Source organism: Granulicatella sp. (genome assembly GCF_057274575.1).
Genome location: NZ_DBHISP010000008.1, coordinates 24,400 through 47,897, shown reverse-complemented (window position 1 = coordinate 47,897; position 23,498 = coordinate 24,400). Strand labels below are relative to the sequence as shown.

Below are 23,498 nucleotides of genomic sequence, written 5' to 3'. Positions count from 1 at the left end.
GCTAATCGTTTTATGTTACAGCTTTGTTACAAGGTATTGTCAATTCAAAGAAAATCACCATCGGGCTAAAGTCCTATGGTATTATAGTACCAAGTTAAGTTTTATTTGAGCCGAATCGGCTACTTCGAATATATAATTGATTTTTTATTGGAACTATTGGAGGGACTCACTTGAAGAAACGTTTATTAACAGTATTAGTAACAGGGACAATATTAACATTAGGAGCTTTAACACCCAATGTTAGTGCGCAAGACTTTGACTCACAAATAAACTCAGTTAACTCAACAATTGCAAATATCAATGATAAAAAAGCTGCAGTTAATGCAACAATTGATTCATTAGTATCTGAATTATCAGGAGTGCAAACTAAGATTGATGCTACTCAAGTTCAAAAAGCTGAAGCTCAAGCAGCAATAGACTCATTAAAATCAGAAATTTCTAAATTAGAAAAAGTAATTGCTGAACGTAACAAACGTTTAGAAGAACAAGCTCGTGCAGTACAAACAAACGGAGCTCGTTCATATGTTGACTTCTTGTTAAATGCAGAAAACTTATCAGATATCGTTAATCGTATCGGTGTTGTTATGGATTTAATCAGTGCTAACCGTGATTTAATGCAACAACAAGCAGAAGATAAGAAACAAGTAGAGGCTAAAGAACAGCAACAACGAGCTAAATTAGCGGAACAACAAAAAGCTGAGGAAGAATTACAAGGCTTACAAACAAAATTAAATGAAACTTTTGACAAAAATAAAGTTTTATTAGCAAACTTATCTCAAGAAGAGTTAGCTGAAATCTCAAAACGTGATGGCTTAGTAGCAGAAAAAGAAACTTTCCAAAAACGTTTAGCTGAAGAAAAAGCAAAAGCTGAAGCTGAAGCAGCACGTATTGCAGAAGCCTCTCGTCAGGCTTTAGCAGCAGAGGTAACGAATTCTGTTGCCACAGCGACTTCTTATCAGTCTCCGACATCACGAGCAACATCTAGTGCTACTGCAGCAACACAAACTTCTAACTACACTTATACAGCTGGTGGAGGATTCCCAGCGGTTGACCCAAGTTACCGTGCAGCTTTAAACGGTGGATACTTCGGACAATGTACTTACTACGTATTCAACCGTATGGCACAAGTTGGAACACCAATTGGACACAGCATGATGGGGAACGCGGCTGAATGGCCAGCATATGCTCGTAGCTATGGATACTCAGTATCTAACTCACCTTCAGCTGGTTCAGCAATCGTATTCCAACAAGGTTTAGCGGGTGCTGACCCAACTTACGGACACGTAGCATTCGTAGAAGCAGTTAATGCAGATGGTTCATTATACATCTCTGAAATGAACGTACAAGGATTAAACGTAATCTCTTACCGTACAATTTCAGCAAGCGTTGCAGCTCGTGCGACTTACATCCGTTTCTAATAAGAAATAAAATAACCGTCTCCTGAAAAAGGAGGCGGTTTTTGTTTGCACAATTTGGCCCAACACACTTCAAGTATAATTTGACATCCTACACTAGATTTTCTATGATAACAATAAGTCGCAATAAAGGAGTGTAAAATGAAGAAAATAATTAAATTATCGATTGTATTATTAGGAGCATTTTTTGTTTTATTAGGATGCCGGTCTGAAAGTAAAGCGGAATTTGCCTTAGAAGTTTCTATTTCTAAGCAAAAAGTAACATACATGTACGACCAGGAAAAAGATTCGGTTTCCTCACTAACTTTTAACATCAGCTATGATCTTTCTAAGAACAAGGAGTACGAAGAAAAGGCACGTAGACAACGTGAGAAAATCGTAAAAGAAATGGATGGGATTGATGGAATTAAAGTCACTCAATCGGATAGTGAAAAGGAAATCGCATTTACGGTTGAGGTTGACCTTAAGAAGTTCAAATATGATGATGAAGAGAGTCGTTCGAAAGCACCAGCACTCTATAGCAGTGTTCATTCAGCTTTGGTGAAGAAAAATGATCGTTACAGTTTCGAAGAATCTAAGAAAAAGATTTTAGAAGAAGGATTTAAAGAGGTTAAGTAAGGTTTTCAGTGCACGTCAATAGATGTCAAAATATTGATTTTAAGCGATTTTTGATTTTTTGAAACTCATTATATCGCACTACAAATCAATAAAAACTCTAACCTTTTTTAGATAAATATATCATCTGGATATTGAAGTTAAGCCCTGCTATCATTTCGATGGCAAGGTTTTTAAATATTTGGTACCCTAACTTCTTATCTATATTTTGGTGGATTTTAAGTTGACATCTACAAAGTTTAATGTTAGAATTCATTCAAAAATATATTTGAATGAGGTACTTTATGATTCAAAATGTTGTTACTTCAATAATCCTGTATTCTGGGACAGCCGTAGACTTACTTATTATCCTAATGTTATTTTTTGCCAAAAGAAAAAGCAGAAAAGACATCATTAACATCTATTTAGGACAATTTCTAGGCTCTGTTAGTCTAATATTGCTAAGTTTGCTTTTTGCATTTGTCTTAAATTATATTCCTAGTAAAGAGATTTTAGGTTTGCTCGGTTTGATTCCAATTTTCCTAGGCCTCAAAGTCTTGCTTTTAGGAGATTCTGATGGAGAAGCTATTGCAAAAGATGGTTTGCGCAAAGATAATAAAAACCTGATTTTTCTAGTTGCTATGATTACTTTTGCAAGTTGTGGTGCTGACAATATTGGTGTTTTTGTCCCATATTTTACTACCTTAAATTTAGCGAATTTGATAGTAACTTTACTTACCTTTCTAGTCATGATTTATCTCTTGGTTTTTTCTGCCCAAAAATTGGCACAAGTCCCTTCTTTTGGAGAAATTTTGGAAAAATATAGCAGATGGTTTATTGCCAGTGTTTATTTAGGACTGGGGATACATATCCTGATTGAAAACAACATTTTTGACATGCTATGGACTGTGTTAAGCTAGGAGAAAATATTATGAAAAAAGATAGTATCTGCCAAGTGAATGTTATAAATCAACAAAATGTTACAACCGCAACGAACTACCTTGAAAAGGAAAAAGTCCAAAAATCACTTCGCATTTTATCAAAGTTTACCGATAATAAACAGATAAATATCATATTTTATCTCCTTGCTGTTGAAGAACTCTGTGTCTGCGATATAGCCCTTTTACTAAATCTCAGTATGGCATCTGCCTCCCACCATCTTCGTAAACTAGCCAATCAAAACATCTTGGGCACTAGAAGAGAGGGGAAAATTATATATTATTTTATAAAAGATCAGGAAGTCAGAGATTTTTTTAATCAACTAGGATAACAACTATTTTTACTACTTATCCATGAATATAGGGAGCTTATCTATAAAATTTTTTGATGAAAATTACTCATAAGAAATACCTACTCGTATTAAATGTTTAAGACAAAGTATAATTTAAAGCAAAGCGACATAGATAATGCAGGTCAAGTTAGCCAAGTTGAATTTGAAGAAAAGACTAGCAAGTTTAGGATTACCAGATTATGGTTTCTATTTGTTTCGACACACTCATGCTTCAATGTTGCTTAATGCAGGCATAAATGGAAAGAACTCCAAGTCAGAACGAGGTATAAGTCAATTTCAACTACTATGGATATTTACACAGAGTTAGCACCTCAAAGAAAGCTAGAAGCAGTCAGCATTTATTTAGATAAGATTGCTGAATTAACTCATTAACTACTTTACCTTTCGCTATACCTTTTGAAAGACGAACCTCATAAACGTTGATATAACAGTGTTTAAACTCGCTAAAACAGAAAATTCTTAACCCTTACAGCAGTAAAATAGTCGAATAGAAACTTGGATTGCAGTGGATGTAATCCAAGTTTTTTATTAGAGAAACAGCATAAATTCACCTTTTTGAGGCAGAGAGATTGCCTAAGTGGCTACATGGTGCTACAATACAAACATAAATAACATTTTCGGGGCAAGGTGAAATTCCTGACCGGTGGTATAGTCCACGAGCCGCTTGGCATGATCTGGTGTGATTCCAGAACCGATAGTATAGTCTAGATGTGAGAAAATGGCACTATTTCAACGAGTCTATTTGACAAGCAGTATTGGAAGGTCCATTTCAATACTGCTTTTTTATTGGAATTGAGTGAAAAGTGCAATTTCCTTCGCCCTAAGAAGGAGGATGTACGATGAGTACAGATGTAAAAAAGTCGACAGGAGCAGCGACTAAAAAAATTGTTCTAGTAGGTGTTTTTGGTGCCTTCAGTACCGTTTTAATGTTTCTATCTTTTAACGTGCCGTTTATTCCAACATTTGTGAAGTTGGATTTTTCAGACTTACCGGTATTGTTGGGGGGATATATTTTAGGTCCAGTTTATGGAAGTTTTATCGCCATTATCAAGATATTATTGAATTTTGTCTATAATGGGTCGATGACATATGGAATTGGGGAAACGGTGAACTTAATAGGAAGTTTAAGCTTTATGTTACCAGCAGTCATTTTGTATCAACGAAATCGTAATTTTAAAACGGCAATTATGAGTTTAATCGTTGGGACGATTGCCGCTACAGTTGTCTTATTAACAGCAAATTATTTTGTGATGTTTCCTTTATATGCGACTGCTATGAATTTTCCAATGGAAAAAATTGTCGCTGCAGCTCATGCACTAAACCCTTATGTAACAGACTTAGCTTCATTAATGACGTTTGCATTATTGCCATTTAATATCATTAAATTTGGGCTCAATAGTATTCTTGCATTATTCTTATATAAACGTCTTGCAAAAGCATTAAAATTTGAACATTAAACAAGAGCCAGGGACTGCCCTGGCTTTTTTATTTTGGGGAAAATTTTCCTATATTAATATAGAAGAAAAGTGATGGCGGATTCCAAAGTTTATTCCTAGTTTCAATAGCAATCTGATCTAAAATGAGGTAGGATAGATAAGAATGAGGTGAAACAATGAAAGGAAAAAATTGGACGAAACCGCAGCGATTCATTATTGCAATTAGTGGTATTTTAATAGCTATTAGCGGTTATTTAACCTTTACACAAGGGACTCTTTTTGGATTAGCAGCACCAACGATTTCTATTTTATCCATTTTTTTGAGCAGTTTATTGCTATGGTTATTTGTTGCAACTGATTGGCCAAGCGTTCTCTGCTATGTACTATTAGGAATCGGGATACTTCCAGGAGTATCTTATGGGCAGATTTTTAATCTGTCGTTTGGAAATACGACTTTTATCTTCCTATTATTTACATTTTTAATGACCTATGCTTTGGAGCAAACTCCGGCTCTTCGAAGATTTGTCGCAATGGCCTTGGGAAGTTCATTTGCAGGAAAAACACCTTGGCATTTTATCGGAGCTTTCTATACAAGTGTCTTATTTATTAGTCTTTTTATTTCGCCGACGATTCTCTTTATGATTGTTTTTCCAATTTATGAAGAGATGATGGCTCTGTTAGGATTTAAAAAAGGAGATAGAGAAGCTTCCATTTTATTAATTGTGCTATTCTCGACAATTGCCATCGGAACCGCGATGACACCAATCAATCACGTCTTTTCCGTAACAGCGATGGCGCTCTATAAGACCGCAACGGGAATTGCGATTTCCAATGCACAGTATATGATGATTGGCATTCCAGCAGGATTTGTTCTTTTCATGGTGATGGGAGTGTTTCTACGATTCTTTTGGCGAGTGGATTTATCCCAAGTAGAAATGAAACAAATGACTTCGCTAGAAAATTTACCACCAAAAAGTAGACGTGAGAAAGCAACGGTCCTTATTTTTATGAGTGTTGTCCTTCTATGGGTTCTTCCAGAGCTCATTGGAGGACTATTGCCAGACGTGGCTACCTTCTTAAAAGGCACTGGAATGGCATTTCCTCCGATGATTGGAGTAATTCTTTTAGCGATTCTATCATTTGAAGGGAAACCACTCCTCTCTGTTCAAGAAGGCCTACAAAAGGGTGTTTATTGGCCAAGTATGTTCTTGGTGGGAGCAACATTGAGTATGGGCACCTTAATTACGAAACCTGAATTTGGGATAATTAGCTTACTCGAAAGCTCGTTAGTGCCTCTATTTGCGACACTTTCGCCATTATTGGTTGTGATTATCTTTGTATTGTGGGCAGGATTTCAAACAAATGTCTCTTCAAACTTAGTCACCGTTTCGGTTGTAACAACGGTGTTAACGACTGTTTATGCTACAGGATCTATTGAAGTTCAAGCTGGAACGATTGCCTGCCTGATTGGGTTCATGGCGAGCCTGGCGTTTATGACACCACCATCAATGCCTTATGTAGCCATTTCGGTTGGTTCTGGATGGACGAACGCAAAAGATGCATTTCTTTATGGGGGAGTTTTATTCTTGCTTAGTGCGATTAGTGCCATTGTTATCGGCTATCCATTAGGAGTCTTTTTTGGAATTTAGGAGGTTTACGATGTTAGACAAACAACGTACTGAAATTGATGCCATCGACCGCGAAATCGTCTCTCTTTTTGAAAGACGAATGCAAGTCGTTATGGATGTTGCTCGAATTAAAAAGGAAAATGGGATGGCCATTTTCGATGCCAGTCGTGAAAAAGAAGTGATTGCCAAGGTGCAGTCGTATTTGAAAGATGCCACATTGAAAGAAGAGTTGGCAGAAGCGTACGAGACTTTGATGAAAGTTTCAAAGGACTATCAACAAAAACAAATAAAAGCATAAATCGTGAGTGAAGCGGATTCCTTCGAATGCTCACGGATGTCTTTATATGAACTGTTACAGGGCACCGGTTCGAGTCGGTGCAAAACAGAAGAAAGACATGGACTCACAGTGTGGGTCCATTTTTTATTGATTTCTGTAAGACTGATTCGACATAAGCTTTGTCATCCTTCTTTTATAGAGGTAAGAGTGATAAAATAAGAGAGAAGATTCGAAGGGGGAGGAGGAGCCTGATGTTAGAGCATTTAGCTTTTAAAGGCGAGTGGCGCCAGTACCAAAAGCGTATTTTAGAAAAGAGCGATACGATTATGGCGGATGGCCATATTCATTTGGTGGCGGCTCCAGGTTCTGGGAAAACGACGTTAGGAATTGAATTTATCCGTCGGAATAGTAATCCTGCGCTCATTCTAGTGCCGACAGTGACGATTCGCCAGCAATGGGTTGACCGTATTCGTGAGGCGTTTCTGGATGATGAGCTTCTAGCCGATGAAATGATTTCGCAAAATCTCAAACAGCCAAAGACGATCACCGTTGCGACGTATCAAGCGTTGCACAGTGCCGTCAACCGTCTGGAAGGCGATGCGGAAGTTGAGGATACGGACGATGTCGTCGAAAATGAGCATTTTGATTTTAAAGGAGTAGATATCGTTGGGCTCTTTGAGGAAGCAAATCTTGGAACATTGTGCCTCGACGAGTGCCATCACTTACGAAATGAATGGTGGAAGAGTCTGGAAATCTTCCGCAAATCCTTTGCGGATATAAATGTGATTTCGCTGACGGCAACACCTCCATATGAAGGAGAGCCTGCACTTTGGGATCGTTATGTGGCTATGTGTGGGGAAATCGATGAAGAAATTACTGTTCCAGAACTCGTCAAAGAAGGCAGTTTGTGTCCGCACCAGGACTATGTGTATTTCTCTTTCCCAACGAAGGAAGAAGAGAAACAACTCGATCAGTTTTCTACGCAAAAGAGAACCTTCTTGAAAAATCTATCCTCTGACTCGATGTTTTGCGAGGCGGTGAGAACTAGCCGTGCGCTCGATGGAACCATTTCGGAAGATGAACTCTTAAACGAACCGAAGTATCTCTCGGCTACACTGATTTTTCTACGTCATAAAGGAATCGAGTTCCCGAAACAGTTTCAACAATTACTAGGGGCAAGCCGCCTTCCGATGTTTGACTTGGCGTGGTTTGAAATCCTCTTACAAGGAATGTTGTTTGATGTACCACATTGGTATGATTTATCCGAAGAAGATTTGAAAGAGTTGAAGAGTGAATTGAAATCTCTGGGGTTAATCGACCGCAAACAAGTACAGTTATGTCGCAATAAAAAAATAGACCAGCTATTGAACCAATCTCTTGGGAAATTAAATGCTGTCAGAGATATTTTTAAAGCAGAGTACGAAACTCTAGGAGGAAATTTGAGACAACTGATCCTGACCGACTTCATTCGAAAGGACTTTGAGGCGCACTTAGGAAATCCAAAAGTTCAATATAGCCAACTGGGCGTATTGCCCTACTTCGAAGTTCTTCGTAGAGAGCTTGTAGAGCAGCAATTAGACGTTCCTATCGCTGTTTTAACGGGAAGTATCGTGATTATTCCGACAGGTGTAAAATCGCGTCTAGAAGCTGTTTTTGGAGCTGATAAGATTACCTTCCAACCAGTCGGACAACTAGACGAGAAGGATTATGTAAAGGTGCGTTTAGTAGGTTCGCAACATGATTTAGTCAGAGCCGTGACGCAGCTCTTCCAAGAAGGGCATATTCATGTCGTAATTGGGACAAAATCGCTCCTAGGGGAAGGATGGGATGCGCCGTGCGTGAACTCATTGATTCTCGCTAGCTTTGTCGGAAGTTTCATGCTCAGCAATCAGATGCGAGGGCGTGCGATTCGTATTTGGCCGGAAAATCCCGATAAAACAAGCAGCGTTTGGCATCTTGTGTCCATTAATCTGGCCGAGAAAAAACTCTTCAAGAAGGAAGAAGACGAAGAGGTTGCCGTCGGAATCGATAGTCCGGATATGGAATTGTTGCAGCGTCGCATGAAGCAGTTCTTAGGACTACACTATAATGAAAATACAATTGAATCAGGCGTAGAGCGACTAAACCTTGGAACTATCAAGTTTACGAAGAAGGATTTAACAAAGCTTAACCAAGAAACTATCGAACGCTCGCGTAACCGCGAAGAGTTGAAGAAGCGCTGGAATGAATCCCTTCCGCTTTTAGAAGACATGGAAGTTTCCAATGAAGTTGAAGTGGATAAGACGTTCTTGCCAACCGTTCTGCTAACAGATGCGCGGAAAATTCTAACCTATGCGCAAGCAGTCGTACTGACGGAACTGATTGTCTACCTTATTCTCGATTTTGCGAAAGGACCGTCTCAACTCTTATATCCAGTGGGAATCCTATCGCTCATCGTGTTAAATATCGTCTGGTTGAGATATTTCCTATACAAGAGTCCGTATAAACGCCTCGAACTCTTTGCGGAAGCCGTCCGAAAAGCATTACTGGCGTCTGGACATTTGCAGACACAAAACTGTAAGGCCAGAGTCGTTCGCGGTGATAAGAATTCGATTCAAACAGCTACTTATCTAAAAGGTGGAACCTTGCGTGAGAAAGAACTCTTCGCACTGGCGCTATCTGAATTCTTCGCTCCAATCGAGAACCAGCGCTATATTCTAAGAGCTACGACTTGGGTCAATGACCAAACGAAATATTTTGCCGTTCCTAGTATGTTCGATAAACGCAAAGAAGACGTCATTGCCTTTGTGGCTAACATTGAAAAATACATTGGCAAGTACGAAATTATCTACACTCGTAACGTAGAAGGGCGTCATATTCTCTTGGATGCACGTCTGAACGCTTTAGGAAATAAACAAGAGCGTACTTTCTCAAAGAAGAAAGTCACATCTAAATTAAAATAATCCATAAAGAATCTATTCAGAAAACTGACTAGATTCTTTCTATTTTTACGTTAAAATCCTTGCATTCTATTTCAAACTATTGTAAGATATCTGAGTACGAAATTTTAATATTTGCTGGAGGGGTAGCGAAGTGGCTAAACGCGGCGGACTGTAAATCCGCTCCTTCGGGTTCGGCAGTTCGAATCTGCCCCCCTCCACCATTGGGGTATAGCCAAGCGGTAAGGCAACGGACTTTGACTCCGTCATTCGTTGGTTCGAATCCAGCTACCCCAGTCCTACAGGCACCGATTCCGGTGCCTTTTTTGTTGCCTAAAATTCCCATGAAAAGCACACACTCTGTACTGTCCTTCCCGTCCCACCGCTGAAACCATTCGTAATTTTCTTATTCACTCATTTTGCTGAGGTGTGCTGAAGGGAAAATTTTTAGAAAGTTGTAATTAAGAAGTAGTCTATGGAGTCTCAGAAGAACTCCTAATGGATTTCATCATAATAACAATAAGGTAATCGCAAGCAATGTGAATTACTGAGGGTTAGCGATTTATCACTTACCCTCAGTTTGAAGCTTGCTACCCTTGAGACAAAGACTCAAGGGGGTGCCGTTATTGTTATAATGATGAAAATAATCCATAGGAGTTCTAAGAGACTCCATCTACTTTTTACATAAGATTACTCTTATAATTTTTCCTTTAGCACATCAATCATCCAAAATTAGTTAAAAAGTGAGAAAATTACGAAATGTTTAAAAAAGGCACTAAAAATTTCCTAACAATAGGAAATCATTTTAGGTATAATGGAATCAAAGAATCTGATATAGTCAAATTGAGGTGGAGGGATTTTTAATGAAACAACGACACCAACAACTATTGCACTTACTTGCACGCCACGAATGGATTAAAGGACGCGAATTAGCTTCCTGCCTCGGCGTTAGCGCAAGAACAGTGCGTTCCGATATCGAACAAATCAATCGAGAAATGCCGCATATCATTCAAGCGGATCGCCAAAAAGGATATCACCTCGTGGCTTTCCAACAAAATCGATATGCAGACCCAGAAGGAATACTAAGAGCGCCACAAGATAGCGCAGAAAGAAGCGCCAACTTGCTGAAGCAGCTCTTGTTCAATGGGGAGGGCGTTTCTATCGAAGCTTTTTGCGAGCAATGTTTTGTAAGCGCTAAAACGATTGATATAGACCGCATTCGTGTCCAGCAACAACTTGAAAAATACGACGGCTTGGAACTCGTGACGAAGAATGGGGCACTTGTATTAGAAGGGCCAGAAGCCAGCAAGCGAAAATTGTATAGAGAACTACTGAAAAAAGAATTAAACGAAGACTTCTTGAATAGTTCAGAGCTCATGAATGTGTATCCGGAGTTGGATATGGAGCAATTAGAGGCGATTATTTGGGCGAAATTAAAAGAGTATCGCTATTCGATTCGCAAAACACTCATGCCGTTTTTATTATTGCATTTAGGATTAGTCTTGCAACGAATACGTCATGGACAAACGGTGCAAGAGAGTATTGTAGAAAAACTAGATTTAGAAGTCGAAGCTACGATTGTTCGTTCGATTTTTAAAGAAATTCTAGGCGACAAAGAGATTCCAGAAGGAGAAATTCTTTCCTATGCGAAACTCTTAAAGGCCTATCATAATTCAAGTGTGATTCAATCGGATATCTACTTTAAGGGCGAGAAAATCAACCTGGAGGAATTGACAAATAAGATTGATGGAATGCTCTTTAAACGAATGGGCATCTCTTTCGTGGATCAAAAGGAATTCAAGGTGCGATTCCAATTACACTTGCAAGGGCTACTCGAACGAGTGCAGATGAACTTAAGTCTACCTAATCATTATGTGCAAACCTTTAAGCGACAATATCCGCTGGTGTTTGATACGGCAGTTTCCGTGAGTCAGTATTTAATGAACAAGCTGCAATGTCAGATTACTGAAGAGGAAATTGGATTCCTTGCACTGCATATTGGTGCCGCGTATATGCAAGGAGCGACAAATGCGAAATTACGCGCGATCCTTATTGCAAATACACAATATCCGTTGATTGCTGGAAGTGTCGAACGATTGAAGGAGCAGTTCCAACATCGGATGGAGTGTGTCGCAGAAGAATCGACGTTTACCACAGGAGTAACCGAGTTTTATGAAGCGGATTTACTCATTACATTCGAGCAAATGGAACCACCCGTTGCGATTCCAGTCGTTCGATTAGGATTATTTTTCAATACGCAAGACGAAATTCAACTCATTAAAATGATGAATCAACTTGAAACGCAGAAGATGAGTGAAACGATTCGCACGCAAATAGGGCAGTTGATGGATGAAGCTTTCTTCTATGCGAATGTGGATGCGACGAGCCGAGAAGAAATCCTACAGCAAATGGGTTCGCACTTAGAAGCAGCAGGTATTGTGACTGAGGACTTTCTACCATCGGTCATGAAACGCGAAAGTCTCTCTTCGACGGATTTCGATTATTCGATTGCGATTCCGCATCCATTGCATCCATCTAGCAAGCGTTCGATGATTTCCATCGCGGTATTAAGAGAGCCGATTCAGTGGAATCATTTCCCAGTGAAACTCGTAATTTTACTCGCGTTGAAGGAAGAGGATATGGAATTCATGCAACTCTTCTTACGATGGCTCGGGAAGCAACTGGACTCCCCGGACAAAATGATGTGTTTATTAGAAGCAAAAAATGTAGAGTCGTTTATTCAGGCGATTCGATAAGGAAGGAGGAAATCGTATGGAAGGCATTGAGCTAGTGTGTTTTAAGATGATTAGCGCACTAGGTGCAGCAAAATCCAGTTTTATGGAGGCGGTGCAAGAAGCGCGTTTAGGCCATTTTGAAGAAGCGCGCCGTTGTATTGAAGAAGGAGATAAATATCATGCAGAAGGTCATGAAGCACACTTTGGCTTATTACAACAAGAAACATCCGGTGAGCCGGTGCAATTATCTCTCTTACTGGTCCATGCTGAAGACCAGTTGATGAATGCGGAATTTCTTAAAATTACAGCTGAAGAAATTATCGCCCTTTATGAACGGATTGAAAGTATTAAATAGAAACGGAAGGAGGAAATGAAAATGAAAAGAATTTATCTATTTTGTAGTGCGGGGATGTCAACCAGTCTAGTGGCTAGCAGAATGCAAGACGTGGCAGATAAGCATAATTTGCCGCTAGAAATTAAAGCGTTTCCAGACCGCAATATCGATACGATTTACGAGCAATACCATCCAGACGTAATCTTGTTAGGACCTCAAGTGAAATTCAAATTCAATGCGGTTCACGAAAAATACGATCCGATGGGAGTTCCTGTCGATGTCATCAATCTCGAAGATTACGGAAACGCAGATGGCGAACGTATCTTGAAACGTGCCATTCAATTATTAAAATCAAAAAAAGAAAAATAGGAGGTTAGTACAATGTTTGCAGGTTTAGAAAATACGATGGGGCGCGTGGCAGAACGCCTTAGCACGAACAAGGTGCTAGTTGCGATTCGTGACGGGTTCTTAGTCGGTACACCATTAATTATCGTAGCATCCATTTTCCTTGTTATTGCCAACTTCCCGGTGCCAGGGTATAGCGACTTTATGGCGCAATTCTTCGGTAAGGGTTGGGAAAACTCGATGGATGCCGTGATTGATTCAACGTTTAGTATTTTAGCAGTTTTAGGGGCAGTTGGTATCGGGTATTCTTATGCCAAACAATTAGAGAGTGACGCCATTGCAGGGGGAGCTTTATCACTTGTCTGCTACCTCATCATGACTCCAAAAGTTCATCCAGCATTTGTGAACGAAGCTGGTAAAAAATTTAGTGGTTTTGCATTCTCAAACCTTGGATCTGCAGGGGTGTTCTTAGCGATGATTACTGCCATTGTGTCAGTAAAAATCTTCGTAACGATTCAGAAAAAAGGATGGGTTATCAAATTACCGGATGCAGTGCCACCAGCAGTTTATCATTCATTTGCAGCTTTAATTCCTAGTGCGTTTGCGATGTTCTTTGCTTTTGCAATCTATCTCATTTTCTCATTAACAGAATATCAATACGCACAAACATTTATTTATAAAGTGTTACAAGCTCCGTTAGAAGGATTCGGTCAAACAGTATTCTTCGAACCAATCTATCAATTCCTATCAACTCTATTCTGGTTCTTCGGAATTAATGGTCCAGCTGTAACAAATACAGTATTTAACCCAATTCACTTAGTATTAACAAACCAAAACTTAGAAGCATTTAAAGCAGGTCAACCATTACCAAACATCTTCACTGGACCTTTCGGGGACTTCTTCGGTAACTTCGGTGGTGGAGGTAGTACTTTATCACTTGTGTTCCTTATGGTCTTCCTTGCTAAATCGGAACGAATGAAGAAACTAGGTCGATTAGCCCTCATTCCTGGTATCTTTGGAATTAATGAAATGGTTACATTTGGTTTGCCTGTTGTATTAAACCCAATTATCGCGATTCCATTCTTATTAACACCACTTGTAAATACAATCTTAGCAACAATCGCTACAATGGTAGGAATTATCCCTTATACAACAGGGGCATCTCTCCCATGGACAACGCCATTCTTCTTCTCTGGATGGTTATCAACAGGTAGTATCGTAGCCGGATTCTTCCAAATCTTCTTGATTCTTTTAGGCTGCTTAATCTACTTCCCATTCTTCAAAGCATTGGATAACCAATACTTGAAAGAAGAAGCAGGCCCTAGCATGTTAACAGGTGATGAATTAGACGACGTTGACTTAAACGACTTATCATTTGATGACTTATAAAATTACAAAAGCATAAGTCACAAGATTTCATAACATTGGGTGGCATGCAAAAAAAACGCTGCCACCTTTTTGTATAGAGAGGAGTGAACAGATGAGAACACTATTATTATTTGACCAAGTTCAAGCAGGATACGGCGGAAAGGAACGTGGCGATACAGAATTAGGCCTTGAAAAGGGTGGGGTTGGTTCTTATTTAATGTTCAAAGACGACTTCGAAAAAGCAGGACTTACAGCGCTTGCGACGATTTATTGTGGACCGGATTATTTCCAAGCGCATAAAGAAGAAGTGATTCATAAAATCAAAAATCTGATTTTAAAAACGAAAGCAGAAGTGCTGTTTGCAGGGCCATGTTTTAACTACGGCACCTATGCGCAAATGGCAGCAGAAATTGCGTTAGTCATTCAAGAGCAAACCGACTGCAAGCCTTATGTGATTTGTTCGAAAGAGAATGAAGAAACCATCGCAGCTTATAAAGATAAAGTCGTCTTACTCGAAATGCCGAAAAAAGGCGGCGTAGGCTTACGGGAAGCATTAGGCGGAGCCGTTGCGATTATTAGCGGAGCCAAAGACGAAAGTGAACAAAGATTTCAGTAAAAGAGGTGACAGAGAATGTGGGGTATGATTGCGACATGGCGAATGGCGCTCGAAGGAATCCAGAAGGTGACCCCGAATTTAGAAGCGGGCGGAACTGCTGGAGATGCCATCGAAGGCGCGATTAAAGAAGTGGAAGACTTCCCTTACTTTAAATCTGTTGGATATGGCGGACTTCCAAATGAAGAGATGGAAGTGGAGTTAGATGCCGCTTATTTAGATGGATCGACGTTTGATTTTGGTGCGGTCTGCGCCTTGAAACAGTTCGCCAATCCAATTTCGGTGGCGCGTGCCTTGAGTGCTTATAAAGTGAATAATGTGCTGGTTGGAGACGGGGCAGCAGCCTTTGCGAAAGCTCATCATTTCGAAGAAAAAGACATGCTAACGGACCGTTCGAAGATTCATTTCCATAACCGATTGAAGGACATTGGACGAGAGCAACTTACACCATATGCCGGACATGATACGGTCGGTATGGTGGGATTGGACCTAGCTGGAGACATGGTCGCAGGGACATCGACAAGTGGACTCTTTATGAAGAAACCAGGGCGTGTTGGGGACTCTCCATTTATTGGATCTGGATTATATGTCGATAGCACGATTGGTGGCGCCACAGCAACAGGCTTAGGCGAGGACTTGATGAAGGGCGTAATCTCTTATGAAATCGTCCGCTTGATGAAAGAGGATCTCAGTCCGCAAAAGGCATGTGAGAAAGCCGTGAGCGACCTTGCAGAACGATTGAAGAGAACGCGTGGTGAGGCAGGAGATATCTCTGTAGTGGCCATGAATGCCAAAGGAGACTTTGGAGCAGCTTCCAATATCGAGAACTTCTCATTTGTTGTTGCGACAAGTGCATTAGCACCAACGGTATTCCGTGTGCATCCGCAAAGTGATGGCACGATGCGACATGAATTAGCGACAAAAGAATGGCTAGAATCGTATTTAGAAGAACGAATGAAGCCATTGGAGGTCAAAGAATGAATCAAGAGGAATGGATTGCGGAACTAAAAGGAATTCAGCCTGCACTATTTGATGGACTGAGACGGATGGTCGCTATCCCAAGTATTCGAGGAGAAGCAGAAGATGGGGCTCCATTTGGTAGGGGACCTAGACAGGCGCTCGATGAAGTACTTGCGATTGCCAGTGAACTTGGATTTCAAACGAAGAATATTGATAACAAGATTGGATATGCACAGTACGGAGAGGACCAATCAGATGGCACTTACTATGGCATCTTTGGACACGTGGATGTAATGCCGCTTGGTGAAGGATGGATTTCTCCAGCATTAGCATTGACCATTCGTGACGGAAGACTCTACGGACGCGGCACATTGGATAACAAAGGGCCCATTCTATCGAACCTTTATGCGTTATACGTATTGAAGGAAAAAGGTGTTACCTTTGATAGACCGGTTCGAATTGTCTTTGGAACGAATGAGGAGACCGGATTTGGATGTGTAAAGCACTATTTAACCAAAGAAGTGCCTCCAACATTCGGGTGGACGCCAGACTGTAAATGGCCAGTCGTCTACGGGGAACGCGGTCGTCTCAGAGTACGATTGTCTCTCCCTTCGGATAAAGTGTCCGGATTGTATACATTTGCCAACGAAAAACTTCTCCATACAAACCATCGCGGGGAAGAATTGGGCATTGCTTATGAAGATAGTGATTTTGGGATGATGCAATTGCGAGGAGAAACGTTTGGAGTGGAAGACGGTCGTCATTATGTCGAATGGACGATGTGCTATCCAGCAAGTTGTACGAAAGGCGAGTTGATTGAGAAAATTAATGCGCATGTGCCAGAAGGTGGCGTGCTAGATGTGATTTCGCATTGGGATCCAGTGCTTTATGACAAGGATTCCGCCTATGTGCAAGCCTTGCAAAAGGTGTATACGGATATCACGCAGAGCGATAGCGTTCCAGTGACGACAACGGGTGGAACCTATGCCAAAATCATTCCAAATATCATTGCGTATGGCCCAAGTTTCCCAGGGCAAAGAGATATTGCGCATTTGCCAAATGAATGGATCGGTATAAAAGACTTAGAAACAGATACGATTATTTATGGATTAGCGCTACTCGCATTGTCGCGCATGAAAGAGGGGACGGTATGACAGTAGAAGTATGTGTTGGAAGCATCGCAGACTGCCAGATTGCCGAGCGTGCTGGTGCTGACCGCATTGAATTGAATAGCGCACTGTTCTTAGGAGGATTAACGTCAAGCATCGGGACTTTACAAAAAGTACTCGAGTCTGGAGTGAGCCTTCCGATTGTGTGCATGGTTCGTCCTCGTGGTGCAGGCTTTTGTTACACGAAGGAAGAGTTTGAAAGCATGCTAATCGATGCGAAACTCTTATTAGAAGCGGGTGCGAAAGGGTTAGCGTTTGGATTTCTATTAGAAGACCGGACGATTGACTGGAACCGTACGAAGCAGATGATTGAGTTGTGTCAGAAATATCATGCCGAGAGTGTGTTCCATAAGGCGTTTGACCTTGTGCCTGATGTGAATAGTGCCATCGAGGGCTTGATTAAGCTAGGATGCACGCGCATTTTAACAGGGGGACAACAGGCGAAAATTGAAAAAGGAATCCCACTTTTAAAAGAGTTGCAGTCTCGCTACGGAAGTCAAATTGAATTGCTTTGTGGCGGCGGTGTCACGAAAGAGAATGTGCAATTCTTAATGCAGGAGACGGGAATTTCGCAAATCCATGGAACGTTTAAGACGTGGAAGACGGACCCGACGACTGCAGGCGAGGAGTTGAGCTATGCCTATCATGAAAATGGAGATTACGAACAGACGGATGAAGCGTTGTTGAAAGAAGTAGTGGCGCTTGTTCGTGGACAGGAGGAAACGAAATGAGTAAACGATTGTTAAATTGTGTGGCCAGTGATTTCAGAAAAATGACAGGAAAAGAATTGAAAAAGGCGATTGAAGCTGCAGAAGGAAGAACGGTGTGCTGTGAAACGGTATGCTCACGTCCAACGATGCTGAATGAATTATCTAACGCAGAAATCGCAAAGGCGTTCGGTGGAGACATGGTGCTCTTGAACGGGTTTGACTGTATTGATCCACTGATTTATGGTGCTGAAGAAAGTGAAAATCCAGTACAACGCGCGAAAGAACTGAGTGGGTTGCCAATTGGGGCGAACTTGGAGCCGGTGGACATGAATGCAGAAATGCTAGAAACACGTATCGAAATCTCACCAGGGCGTCAATGTACGGTGGAAACAGTGAAACGTGCGGAAGAACTTGGTCTTGATTTTATCTGCTTAACAGGAAATCCAGGAACAGGGGTAACGAATGAAACGATTGAAGCGTCTCTTGCTATGGTGAAACAACATTATTCAGGGCTTGTCATTGCTGGTAAAATGCATGGGGCAGGCTCGAAGGAACCTGTGATGAACGTGGACATCGCGAAACGCTTCATTAAAGCAGGAGCTGATGTGATTCTTGTTCCAGCGGTTGGAACGGTGCCAGGGTTTACAGACGCAGAACTGGTGGAAATTGTGAAAGAGGCGCATGCCAATGATGCACTTGTGCTTTCTGCGATTGGAACAAGCCAAGAAGGTTCTTCAAGAGAAGTCATCGAACAAATTGCTATCCGTAATAAAGTTGCCGGTGTGGATATTCAACATATCGGGGACGCAGGATACGGCGGGTTAGCGACAGTGGAAAATATTTACGCATTGTCAGTTGCGATTCGAGGAATTCGTCATACAGTAGCTCGTATGGCACGCTCAGCTGTTCGATAACAGAGAAAAACCAGCACACTAGCTGAAGGCTGGTGTGCTGGTTTTTTATTTAGAGTTTTATAGTTACAAAGCGCAGGGAATTACATTGGAGTGGATATTGCAATGTTTTATATGACGTATACTACTATGCAAATGGTAATGCTCACATCCAAATTCTTCGCACTGTGAAGGATTTTCGAGTGCTCTTCGCAGTGGGTTATTGACTTTCTTTTCATCACTCGTGATTAAAGAAAGTCTAATAAACTGTGCGGGGAAAGACAAAGAAGCAAAAAGAGCTCACACTGTGAGCTCTTTTTTGTCTTCTGTCTTTCTGCCTTGTATCCTGTAGTTGAGTTCGCAAAAGCAGAGACTCAAGCCTTTCTTGCTTTGTCCGCGCGACTTTACAAGTCGCTTACGGCAAAGCTCGAACCGTCACCTAATATTCGCACTGCGAATATTAGGTGAGCGCTTTTGCTCACATCCTGTAGTTGAAATCGAAAAGGCAGAAACGACGTCCACTTCCCAGAAAAGTCGCACGACTGCAAGCAGTCCCTTGCGTTGTTCTGGTCCAGTGATTCGTTTCTAAACGCCTTTTCTCGTATCCTTGAAGTTGAACTCGCCATCGCAGAAATGGCGTGCGTTTCCCGAAACGTCCGCAGAACGTTGCACGTTCCTTCCGGTGTTCCGGTTCAACGTTCCATTTCTGAACGCTCTTCGCAGTGGTTTATTGACTTTCTTTTCATCACTCGTGATTCAAGAAAGTCTAATAAACTTTGCGGGCGAAAGACGACGAAGCGAAAAAGACTCGCACTGCGAGTCTTTTTCTAGCTTCTGTCTTTCTGCCTCGTATCCTAGTAGTTGAGTTCGGGCTCACAGGACTGACGTCCACTTCCCGAAATGTACGCAGAACGTTGCACGTTCCTTCCGTCATTTCGGTCCAGTGATTCAGTCCTGAGCGTTCGCCCTCACATCCTAGTTATTTTGCAAATCCTCCACCTCAGCGACTGAGTAGTCTTTTTTCTCGAGGCCATCGACGATTTGTTGAAGGCTGTCTTTTGAAACACCAGCAGGTAATGTAATCAACAGACGACGTAAGCTTTTATCTTTTTGTGTGTCAATCGTCATTACGTTGGCAATGGAAGCGTACTTGTTAATCACTTTAGAGATATTTGCAAGGGCTCCTTTTTCACCGCCTGAAATAATAGTCAATACATATGAACCATTTTTCACGTTCCAAGACTCTTGAAGCATGCCAAGGAGGCTACTGTGCGTTAAGATTCCATAGAATCGTTGTTCTCTATCTAAAACAGCAATATAAGGTAATTCTTTGATGGTAAAGAATACTTTGAAAAAAGAACTATCTACACTAATAAACTTCGTAGAATTCTTAATGAGATGTGTAACGGGAAGGCTCATATCGCCGCCGTTTGCTTTGTGGCGATAAATGTGCATTTTATAAATATTTCCTCTAAAGAAAGTTTCTGTTTCATCTAATACAGGCACACAACGATATCCTGATTCTTCTAAAATCGTAATGGCTTCTTCTAACGTGCAAGATTCTTTAACGACCGTTAGATTCTTTTTTGGAACTACAAGAGATTTTAATAACATATTCATTCCTCCTATATATGTCTTTCTTAATAATAGTACCATTTTTTGAGAGAAATGTAACTAGAAAAGTGAAGAAATGATGAGAAAATGAGAATGGATAGAGGAGAAAAACGATAAAATGAAGCTTCTAACATTAAAGAACCATTACAAAATAATACTAAATCTTGATTTTTCATCAAAAACTGATATGATATCTCTATACCATTTTCAATAATGGGTAAAATCTATAGTTAAAAGGGGTTAACAAAATTATGACAGCTGATTCAGATGGGAGTTCGCTGGGAGTCCAGATCTTAATCATTGTATTATTAACTGCATTAAATGCATTTTTTGCTGCAGCGGAGATTGCGTTTGTGTCGATTAATCAAGGGAAAATGGCACAAAAAGCGCAAGAAGGAGATAAAAAAGCGATTAAAGTAATGCGCTTATTAGAGAATTCAGATGAATTTCTCGCAACGATTCAAGTAGCGATTACATTTGCAGGATTCTTCTCGAGTGCGTCTGCCGCTACAAGTTTCTCTTCACGAATTCAACCATTATTAGGAAACATTCCTGGAGCCGAAGCATTAGCATTAGTCATTGTGACGGTTGTTCTATCATACCTCACTTTAGTTTTTGGGGAATTATATCCAAAACAAGTGGCGTTACAAGTGGCAGAACCAATTGCATTACATACTGCAGGGATTATTTTGTTTGTCAAAAAGATTGCAAAACCATTCGTTTGGATTTTGACGTTCTCAACAGGATTATTAAAACGAATTACACCAATTGAATTTACTCAGGTGGAAGAAAAATTAACACGAAGCGAGATGAAGTCTCTACTTGCCAATAGCCGTAACGACGGAGCAATTGATATTTCCGAATTTGCGATGATGCAAGGGGTGCTTTCTCTAGATACGAAACTAGCACGTGAAGTGATGGTTCCTCGTACGGATACGTTGATGCTGGATGTCGACGATGAGTTAGCCGAGAACTTAGAGATTATCTTGAATTGCTCTTATTCACGTCTTCCTCTTTACAAAGAAGATAAAGATACGGTGATCGGTGTGGTTCACGTGAAAGACGTTTTCCGTGCTGCAAGAGAGCAAGGATTCGACAATATTGACTTACGTACCTTAGCACATGAGCCAGTATTCGTTCCATCGACGATTTTCGTTGATGATTTATTTGTAGAATTTAGAAAAACTCGTCAACACTTAGCGATATTAAAAGATGAATACGGTGGGGTTGAAGGGATTGTTACATTAGAAGATTTGATTGAAGAAATCGTCGGAGAAATCGAAGATGAGTACGATATCGCAGAAAAAGAAGTCGTTGAAATCGACGAAAACAATTCGGTAATTGATGCCGGAATTTCGCTACACCGATTCAATCAAATCTATCAAACGTCATTAGAGTCTGATGAGGTGGACACAATGGCGGGTGCGATTATTGAGAAGCTTGGCTACTTCCCAGATGATGATGAGGTAGTGAAGGTGAGATTCGAAGGGTATCTATTACAACCAACGGAAATCGAGAATGATCGTATTCGTAAAATCCACGTGACAAAGCTTTCTGAAGAAGAACTCGAGCAATTAGCTGCAGAGGACGCAGAAGAAGTAGAAGTCATAGAAGAAAATGAATAATCAAAAAGGAGGGGGTAACCCCTCCTTTTTTGTGTGCTGTAAGTGCTAAAAAATGGATAGACTTACGTCTATCTTCCAGATTCCGCGGATGTCTTTATAATAGCCATAATGGGGGACCGGACTGAGCCCAAGGTCTCAATTCCTACCAAGCTTCAAACTGACTCTACGGGTTACACCCTAGAGTCAGTAATTCACATTGGTTGCACTTTCCCACTATGACTATTATAGAATCCGGAAATCTTCCAGATAGACCATTTTTTATAAGCATACAAAAAAGAGGGTTGTCGCCTTTATGGTTCTTCACGGTTTGTGCTGTAAGTGCCAAGAACTGAATAGACTTAAATCTATCTTACAGATTCCTCAGATATCTTCGTAATAGTGATAATGGGGGACCAGATTGAGCCTTTCGTCTCAATTCCTACCAAGCTTTAAATGGACTTGGCGGGTATATTTAAACAAAAGAGAATAAATGATATACTTTTGATACGGGGGTGATTCGGTTGAAAATTATCTTAAAAGAAGACATTGAATTGTATCGTTATTTAATTGCTAAATTAACTTTTCTTCAGACACATGCACACTATAAGGTAGAAGAGTCTTATCCAGATAGTAATTGTTTTTTATTGTTGAATACCTTAACTAATAAACGTGAGCTGGTCTCTCTTTTGAAACAGCCACAGTTCTCTAAAAAGAATCCACCTGATATTTCATTAGAGGCTCAAAAAAGAATCTTTATTCAAAATCCAAACGCAAAAATTCCGGATGACTTTACTGTAGAAAAGGCGGATAAAGTGTTTAATGACGCATTGAATAATAATATTCGATTGGGATTTTTAGCTCCAGAGCAATTGATTGAACAATGTGCAGTTGAGTTTAAAGAAGACATAGGGTTTTACTTCAAAAAAGCGGAACAGAAGATTTTAGAAGAGCAAACCTATTTTGTAAAATATTACGGAAAAGAAACTGTGGAGAAAAATGCCTATCAGGTGGCAGAGGGAAATGTGTCCTTTAGCCATCCTAAGTGGTTTAATGATCCTTTTGATTGTAATTGTTACTATGCGGATGGGAATACGATGATGGATGTTTTTAGAGTTTTTTGCTTCACGCATGCATACGATAATATATTAATGTGGTCCTATTATGCTAATAGTCATGAAGGATATGTTTTACAATATTCATACTCTAGCTTACTCGATAAAATTCAAGGAGTTGCTCTTGATGGATTATGTGTGTATGGGGAAGTCGAATATATCGATCAAAGGCCTAAAACAAGAAGTCGCAGTAATCGCTTTTCTTTTTCAAACTTGAATTTCTACATCCAAGCAACCTTCGCGAAATTCAAGGAATGGAGTCACGAGCGAGAGTATCGATTTGTGTTTATTCTCGATAACCAGGAAGCGGAGGCTACTAAGAGAGAAGCCGAAGAAAAATTGTCAGATTGGGTAGTTCTTCCTAAAGTAGATATTCTTCAAGGATATGCAGGGTGTCATGCAAAGAAAATCATGAAAGATACTCCGTACCCAATACGTCAATTGAAAAAAGATATTGTCAATTATCAACTCAAAGGGTAGAAAAA

The 23,498-nt window shown here is 40.4% G+C and carries 21 protein-coding genes, 2 tRNA genes, 1 pseudogene and 1 riboswitch; of the genes and pseudogenes, 22 read left to right on the top strand and 2 right to left on the bottom strand.

Annotation, left to right across the window (positions count from 1 at the left end):
- Positions 1-170: 170 nt before the first annotated feature.
- Both ACO5V7_RS05520 and ACO5V7_RS05515 read left to right on the top strand, forming a co-directional pair.
- Entirely contained in the window at positions 171-1,418 is a 1,248-nt protein-coding gene (locus tag ACO5V7_RS05520; RefSeq protein WP_485485376.1) for a CHAP domain-containing protein, read from the top strand.
- A 138-nt stretch (positions 1,419-1,556) separates the two neighbouring features.
- Positions 1,557-2,033, top strand: coding sequence for a hypothetical protein (locus ACO5V7_RS05515; RefSeq protein WP_485485375.1), 477 nt, complete (start codon positions 1,557-1,559; stop codon positions 2,031-2,033).
- 97 nt (positions 2,034-2,130) lie between these two features.
- Here the strand turns inward: ACO5V7_RS05515 and ACO5V7_RS05510 are convergent, their stop codons facing one another.
- Positions 2,131-2,286, bottom strand: a complete 156-nt coding sequence (locus ACO5V7_RS05510) for a FanG protein (protein WP_485485374.1) — start codon at positions 2,284-2,286, stop codon at positions 2,131-2,133.
- Between the two features lie 28 nt (positions 2,287-2,314).
- Between ACO5V7_RS05510 and ACO5V7_RS05505 the strand changes: the two genes are divergently transcribed.
- The 18 genes and pseudogenes from ACO5V7_RS05505 to ACO5V7_RS05420 all read left to right on the top strand — a co-directional run bounded on the left by ACO5V7_RS05505 (position 2,315) and on the right by ACO5V7_RS05420 (position 18,707).
- Positions 2,315-2,929, top strand: a complete 615-nt coding sequence (locus tag ACO5V7_RS05505) for a CadD family cadmium resistance transporter (RefSeq protein ID WP_485485373.1) — start codon at positions 2,315-2,317, stop codon at positions 2,927-2,929.
- A gap of 11 nt (positions 2,930-2,940) precedes the next feature.
- Entirely contained in the window at positions 2,941-3,279 is a 339-nt protein-coding gene (gene cadX, locus ACO5V7_RS05500) for a Cd(II)/Zn(II)-sensing metalloregulatory transcriptional regulator CadX (protein ID WP_485485372.1), read from the top strand.
- 154 nt (positions 3,280-3,433) lie between these two features.
- A pseudogene (locus ACO5V7_RS05495) lies at positions 3,434-3,672 on the top strand (site-specific integrase); the annotation flags it as partial.
- Positions 3,673-3,909: 237 nt separating this feature from the next.
- Positions 3,910-4,024, top strand: a riboswitch (FMN riboswitch).
- Between the two features lie 115 nt (positions 4,025-4,139).
- Positions 4,140-4,757, top strand: a complete 618-nt coding sequence (locus ACO5V7_RS05490) for an ECF transporter S component (protein ID WP_485485371.1) — start codon at positions 4,140-4,142, stop codon at positions 4,755-4,757.
- Positions 4,758-4,912: 155 nt separating this feature from the next.
- Positions 4,913-6,385, top strand: a complete 1,473-nt coding sequence (locus ACO5V7_RS05485) for an SLC13 family permease (protein WP_485485370.1) — start codon at positions 4,913-4,915, stop codon at positions 6,383-6,385.
- Between the two features lie 10 nt (positions 6,386-6,395).
- Positions 6,396-6,662: a chorismate mutase gene (locus ACO5V7_RS05480; RefSeq protein ID WP_485485369.1), complete on the top strand. Its 267-nt coding sequence runs from the start codon at positions 6,396-6,398 to the stop codon at positions 6,660-6,662.
- Positions 6,663-6,892: 230 nt separating this feature from the next.
- Positions 6,893-9,583 (top strand): DEAD/DEAH box helicase family protein, encoded by a 2,691-nt coding sequence (locus ACO5V7_RS05475; protein WP_485485368.1) that lies wholly within the window; start codon positions 6,893-6,895, stop codon positions 9,581-9,583.
- Positions 9,584-9,699: 116 nt separating this feature from the next.
- Positions 9,700-9,783, top strand: a tRNA-Tyr gene (locus ACO5V7_RS05470).
- A gap of 1 nt (position 9,784) precedes the next feature.
- Positions 9,785-9,856, top strand: a tRNA-Gln gene (locus tag ACO5V7_RS05465).
- A 566-nt stretch (positions 9,857-10,422) separates the two neighbouring features.
- Positions 10,423-12,315 carry a BglG family transcription antiterminator gene (locus ACO5V7_RS05460; protein ID WP_485485367.1) on the top strand — a complete coding sequence of 631 codons (1,893 nt, stop codon included), beginning with the start codon at positions 10,423-10,425 and terminating at the stop codon, positions 12,313-12,315.
- A 16-nt stretch (positions 12,316-12,331) separates the two neighbouring features.
- Positions 12,332-12,649, top strand: coding sequence for a PTS sugar transporter subunit IIA (locus ACO5V7_RS05455; protein WP_285251674.1), 318 nt, complete (start codon positions 12,332-12,334; stop codon positions 12,647-12,649).
- Positions 12,650-12,670: 21 nt separating this feature from the next.
- Positions 12,671-12,997, top strand: a complete 327-nt coding sequence (locus tag ACO5V7_RS05450; protein WP_298647337.1) for a PTS sugar transporter subunit IIB — start codon at positions 12,671-12,673, stop codon at positions 12,995-12,997.
- A gap of 12 nt (positions 12,998-13,009) precedes the next feature.
- Positions 13,010-14,362: a PTS sugar transporter subunit IIC gene (locus ACO5V7_RS05445; RefSeq protein ID WP_485485366.1), complete on the top strand. Its 1,353-nt coding sequence runs from the start codon at positions 13,010-13,012 to the stop codon at positions 14,360-14,362.
- A 91-nt stretch (positions 14,363-14,453) separates the two neighbouring features.
- Complete coding sequence (locus ACO5V7_RS05440; RefSeq protein WP_485485365.1) at positions 14,454-14,957, top strand: GrdB-related putative oxidoreductase; 504 nt, start codon at positions 14,454-14,456, stop codon at positions 14,955-14,957.
- A gap of 15 nt (positions 14,958-14,972) precedes the next feature.
- Entirely contained in the window at positions 14,973-15,935 is a 963-nt protein-coding gene (locus ACO5V7_RS05435; protein WP_485485364.1) for a glycosylasparaginase, read from the top strand.
- Positions 15,881-17,068: a Sapep family Mn(2+)-dependent dipeptidase gene (locus ACO5V7_RS05430; protein WP_485485363.1), complete on the top strand. Its 1,188-nt coding sequence runs from the start codon at positions 15,881-15,883 to the stop codon at positions 17,066-17,068. Before ACO5V7_RS05435 ends, ACO5V7_RS05430 begins: the two co-directional genes overlap by 55 nt.
- A complete protein-coding gene (locus tag ACO5V7_RS05425; protein WP_485485362.1) occupies positions 17,065-17,814 on the top strand; it encodes a copper homeostasis protein CutC in 750 nt (249 codons plus the stop codon). The genes ACO5V7_RS05430 and ACO5V7_RS05425 overlap by 4 nt, the downstream gene beginning before the upstream one ends.
- Entirely contained in the window at positions 17,811-18,707 is an 897-nt protein-coding gene (locus ACO5V7_RS05420; protein WP_485485361.1) for a DUF7916 family protein, read from the top strand. The genes ACO5V7_RS05425 and ACO5V7_RS05420 overlap by 4 nt, the downstream gene beginning before the upstream one ends.
- 951 nt (positions 18,708-19,658) lie before the next feature.
- Here ACO5V7_RS05420 and cbpA read toward each other — a convergent pair.
- The gene (cbpA, locus tag ACO5V7_RS05415; protein WP_298647356.1) at positions 19,659-20,297 is read right to left on the bottom strand and encodes a cyclic di-AMP binding protein CbpA; all 639 of its coding nucleotides are present in this window, start codon (positions 20,295-20,297) and stop codon (positions 19,659-19,661) included.
- Positions 20,298-20,548: 251 nt separating this feature from the next.
- Between cbpA and ACO5V7_RS05410 the strand changes: the two genes are divergently transcribed.
- The gene (locus ACO5V7_RS05410) at positions 20,549-21,922 is read left to right on the top strand and encodes a hemolysin family protein (RefSeq protein WP_485485360.1); all 1,374 of its coding nucleotides are present in this window, start codon (positions 20,549-20,551) and stop codon (positions 21,920-21,922) included.
- Between the two features lie 491 nt (positions 21,923-22,413).
- On the top strand, positions 22,414-23,493 hold the full coding sequence (locus tag ACO5V7_RS05405; RefSeq protein ID WP_485485359.1) for a DUF2971 domain-containing protein: 1,080 nt from the start codon (positions 22,414-22,416) through the stop codon (positions 23,491-23,493).
- Positions 23,494-23,498: the final 5 nt, after the last annotated feature.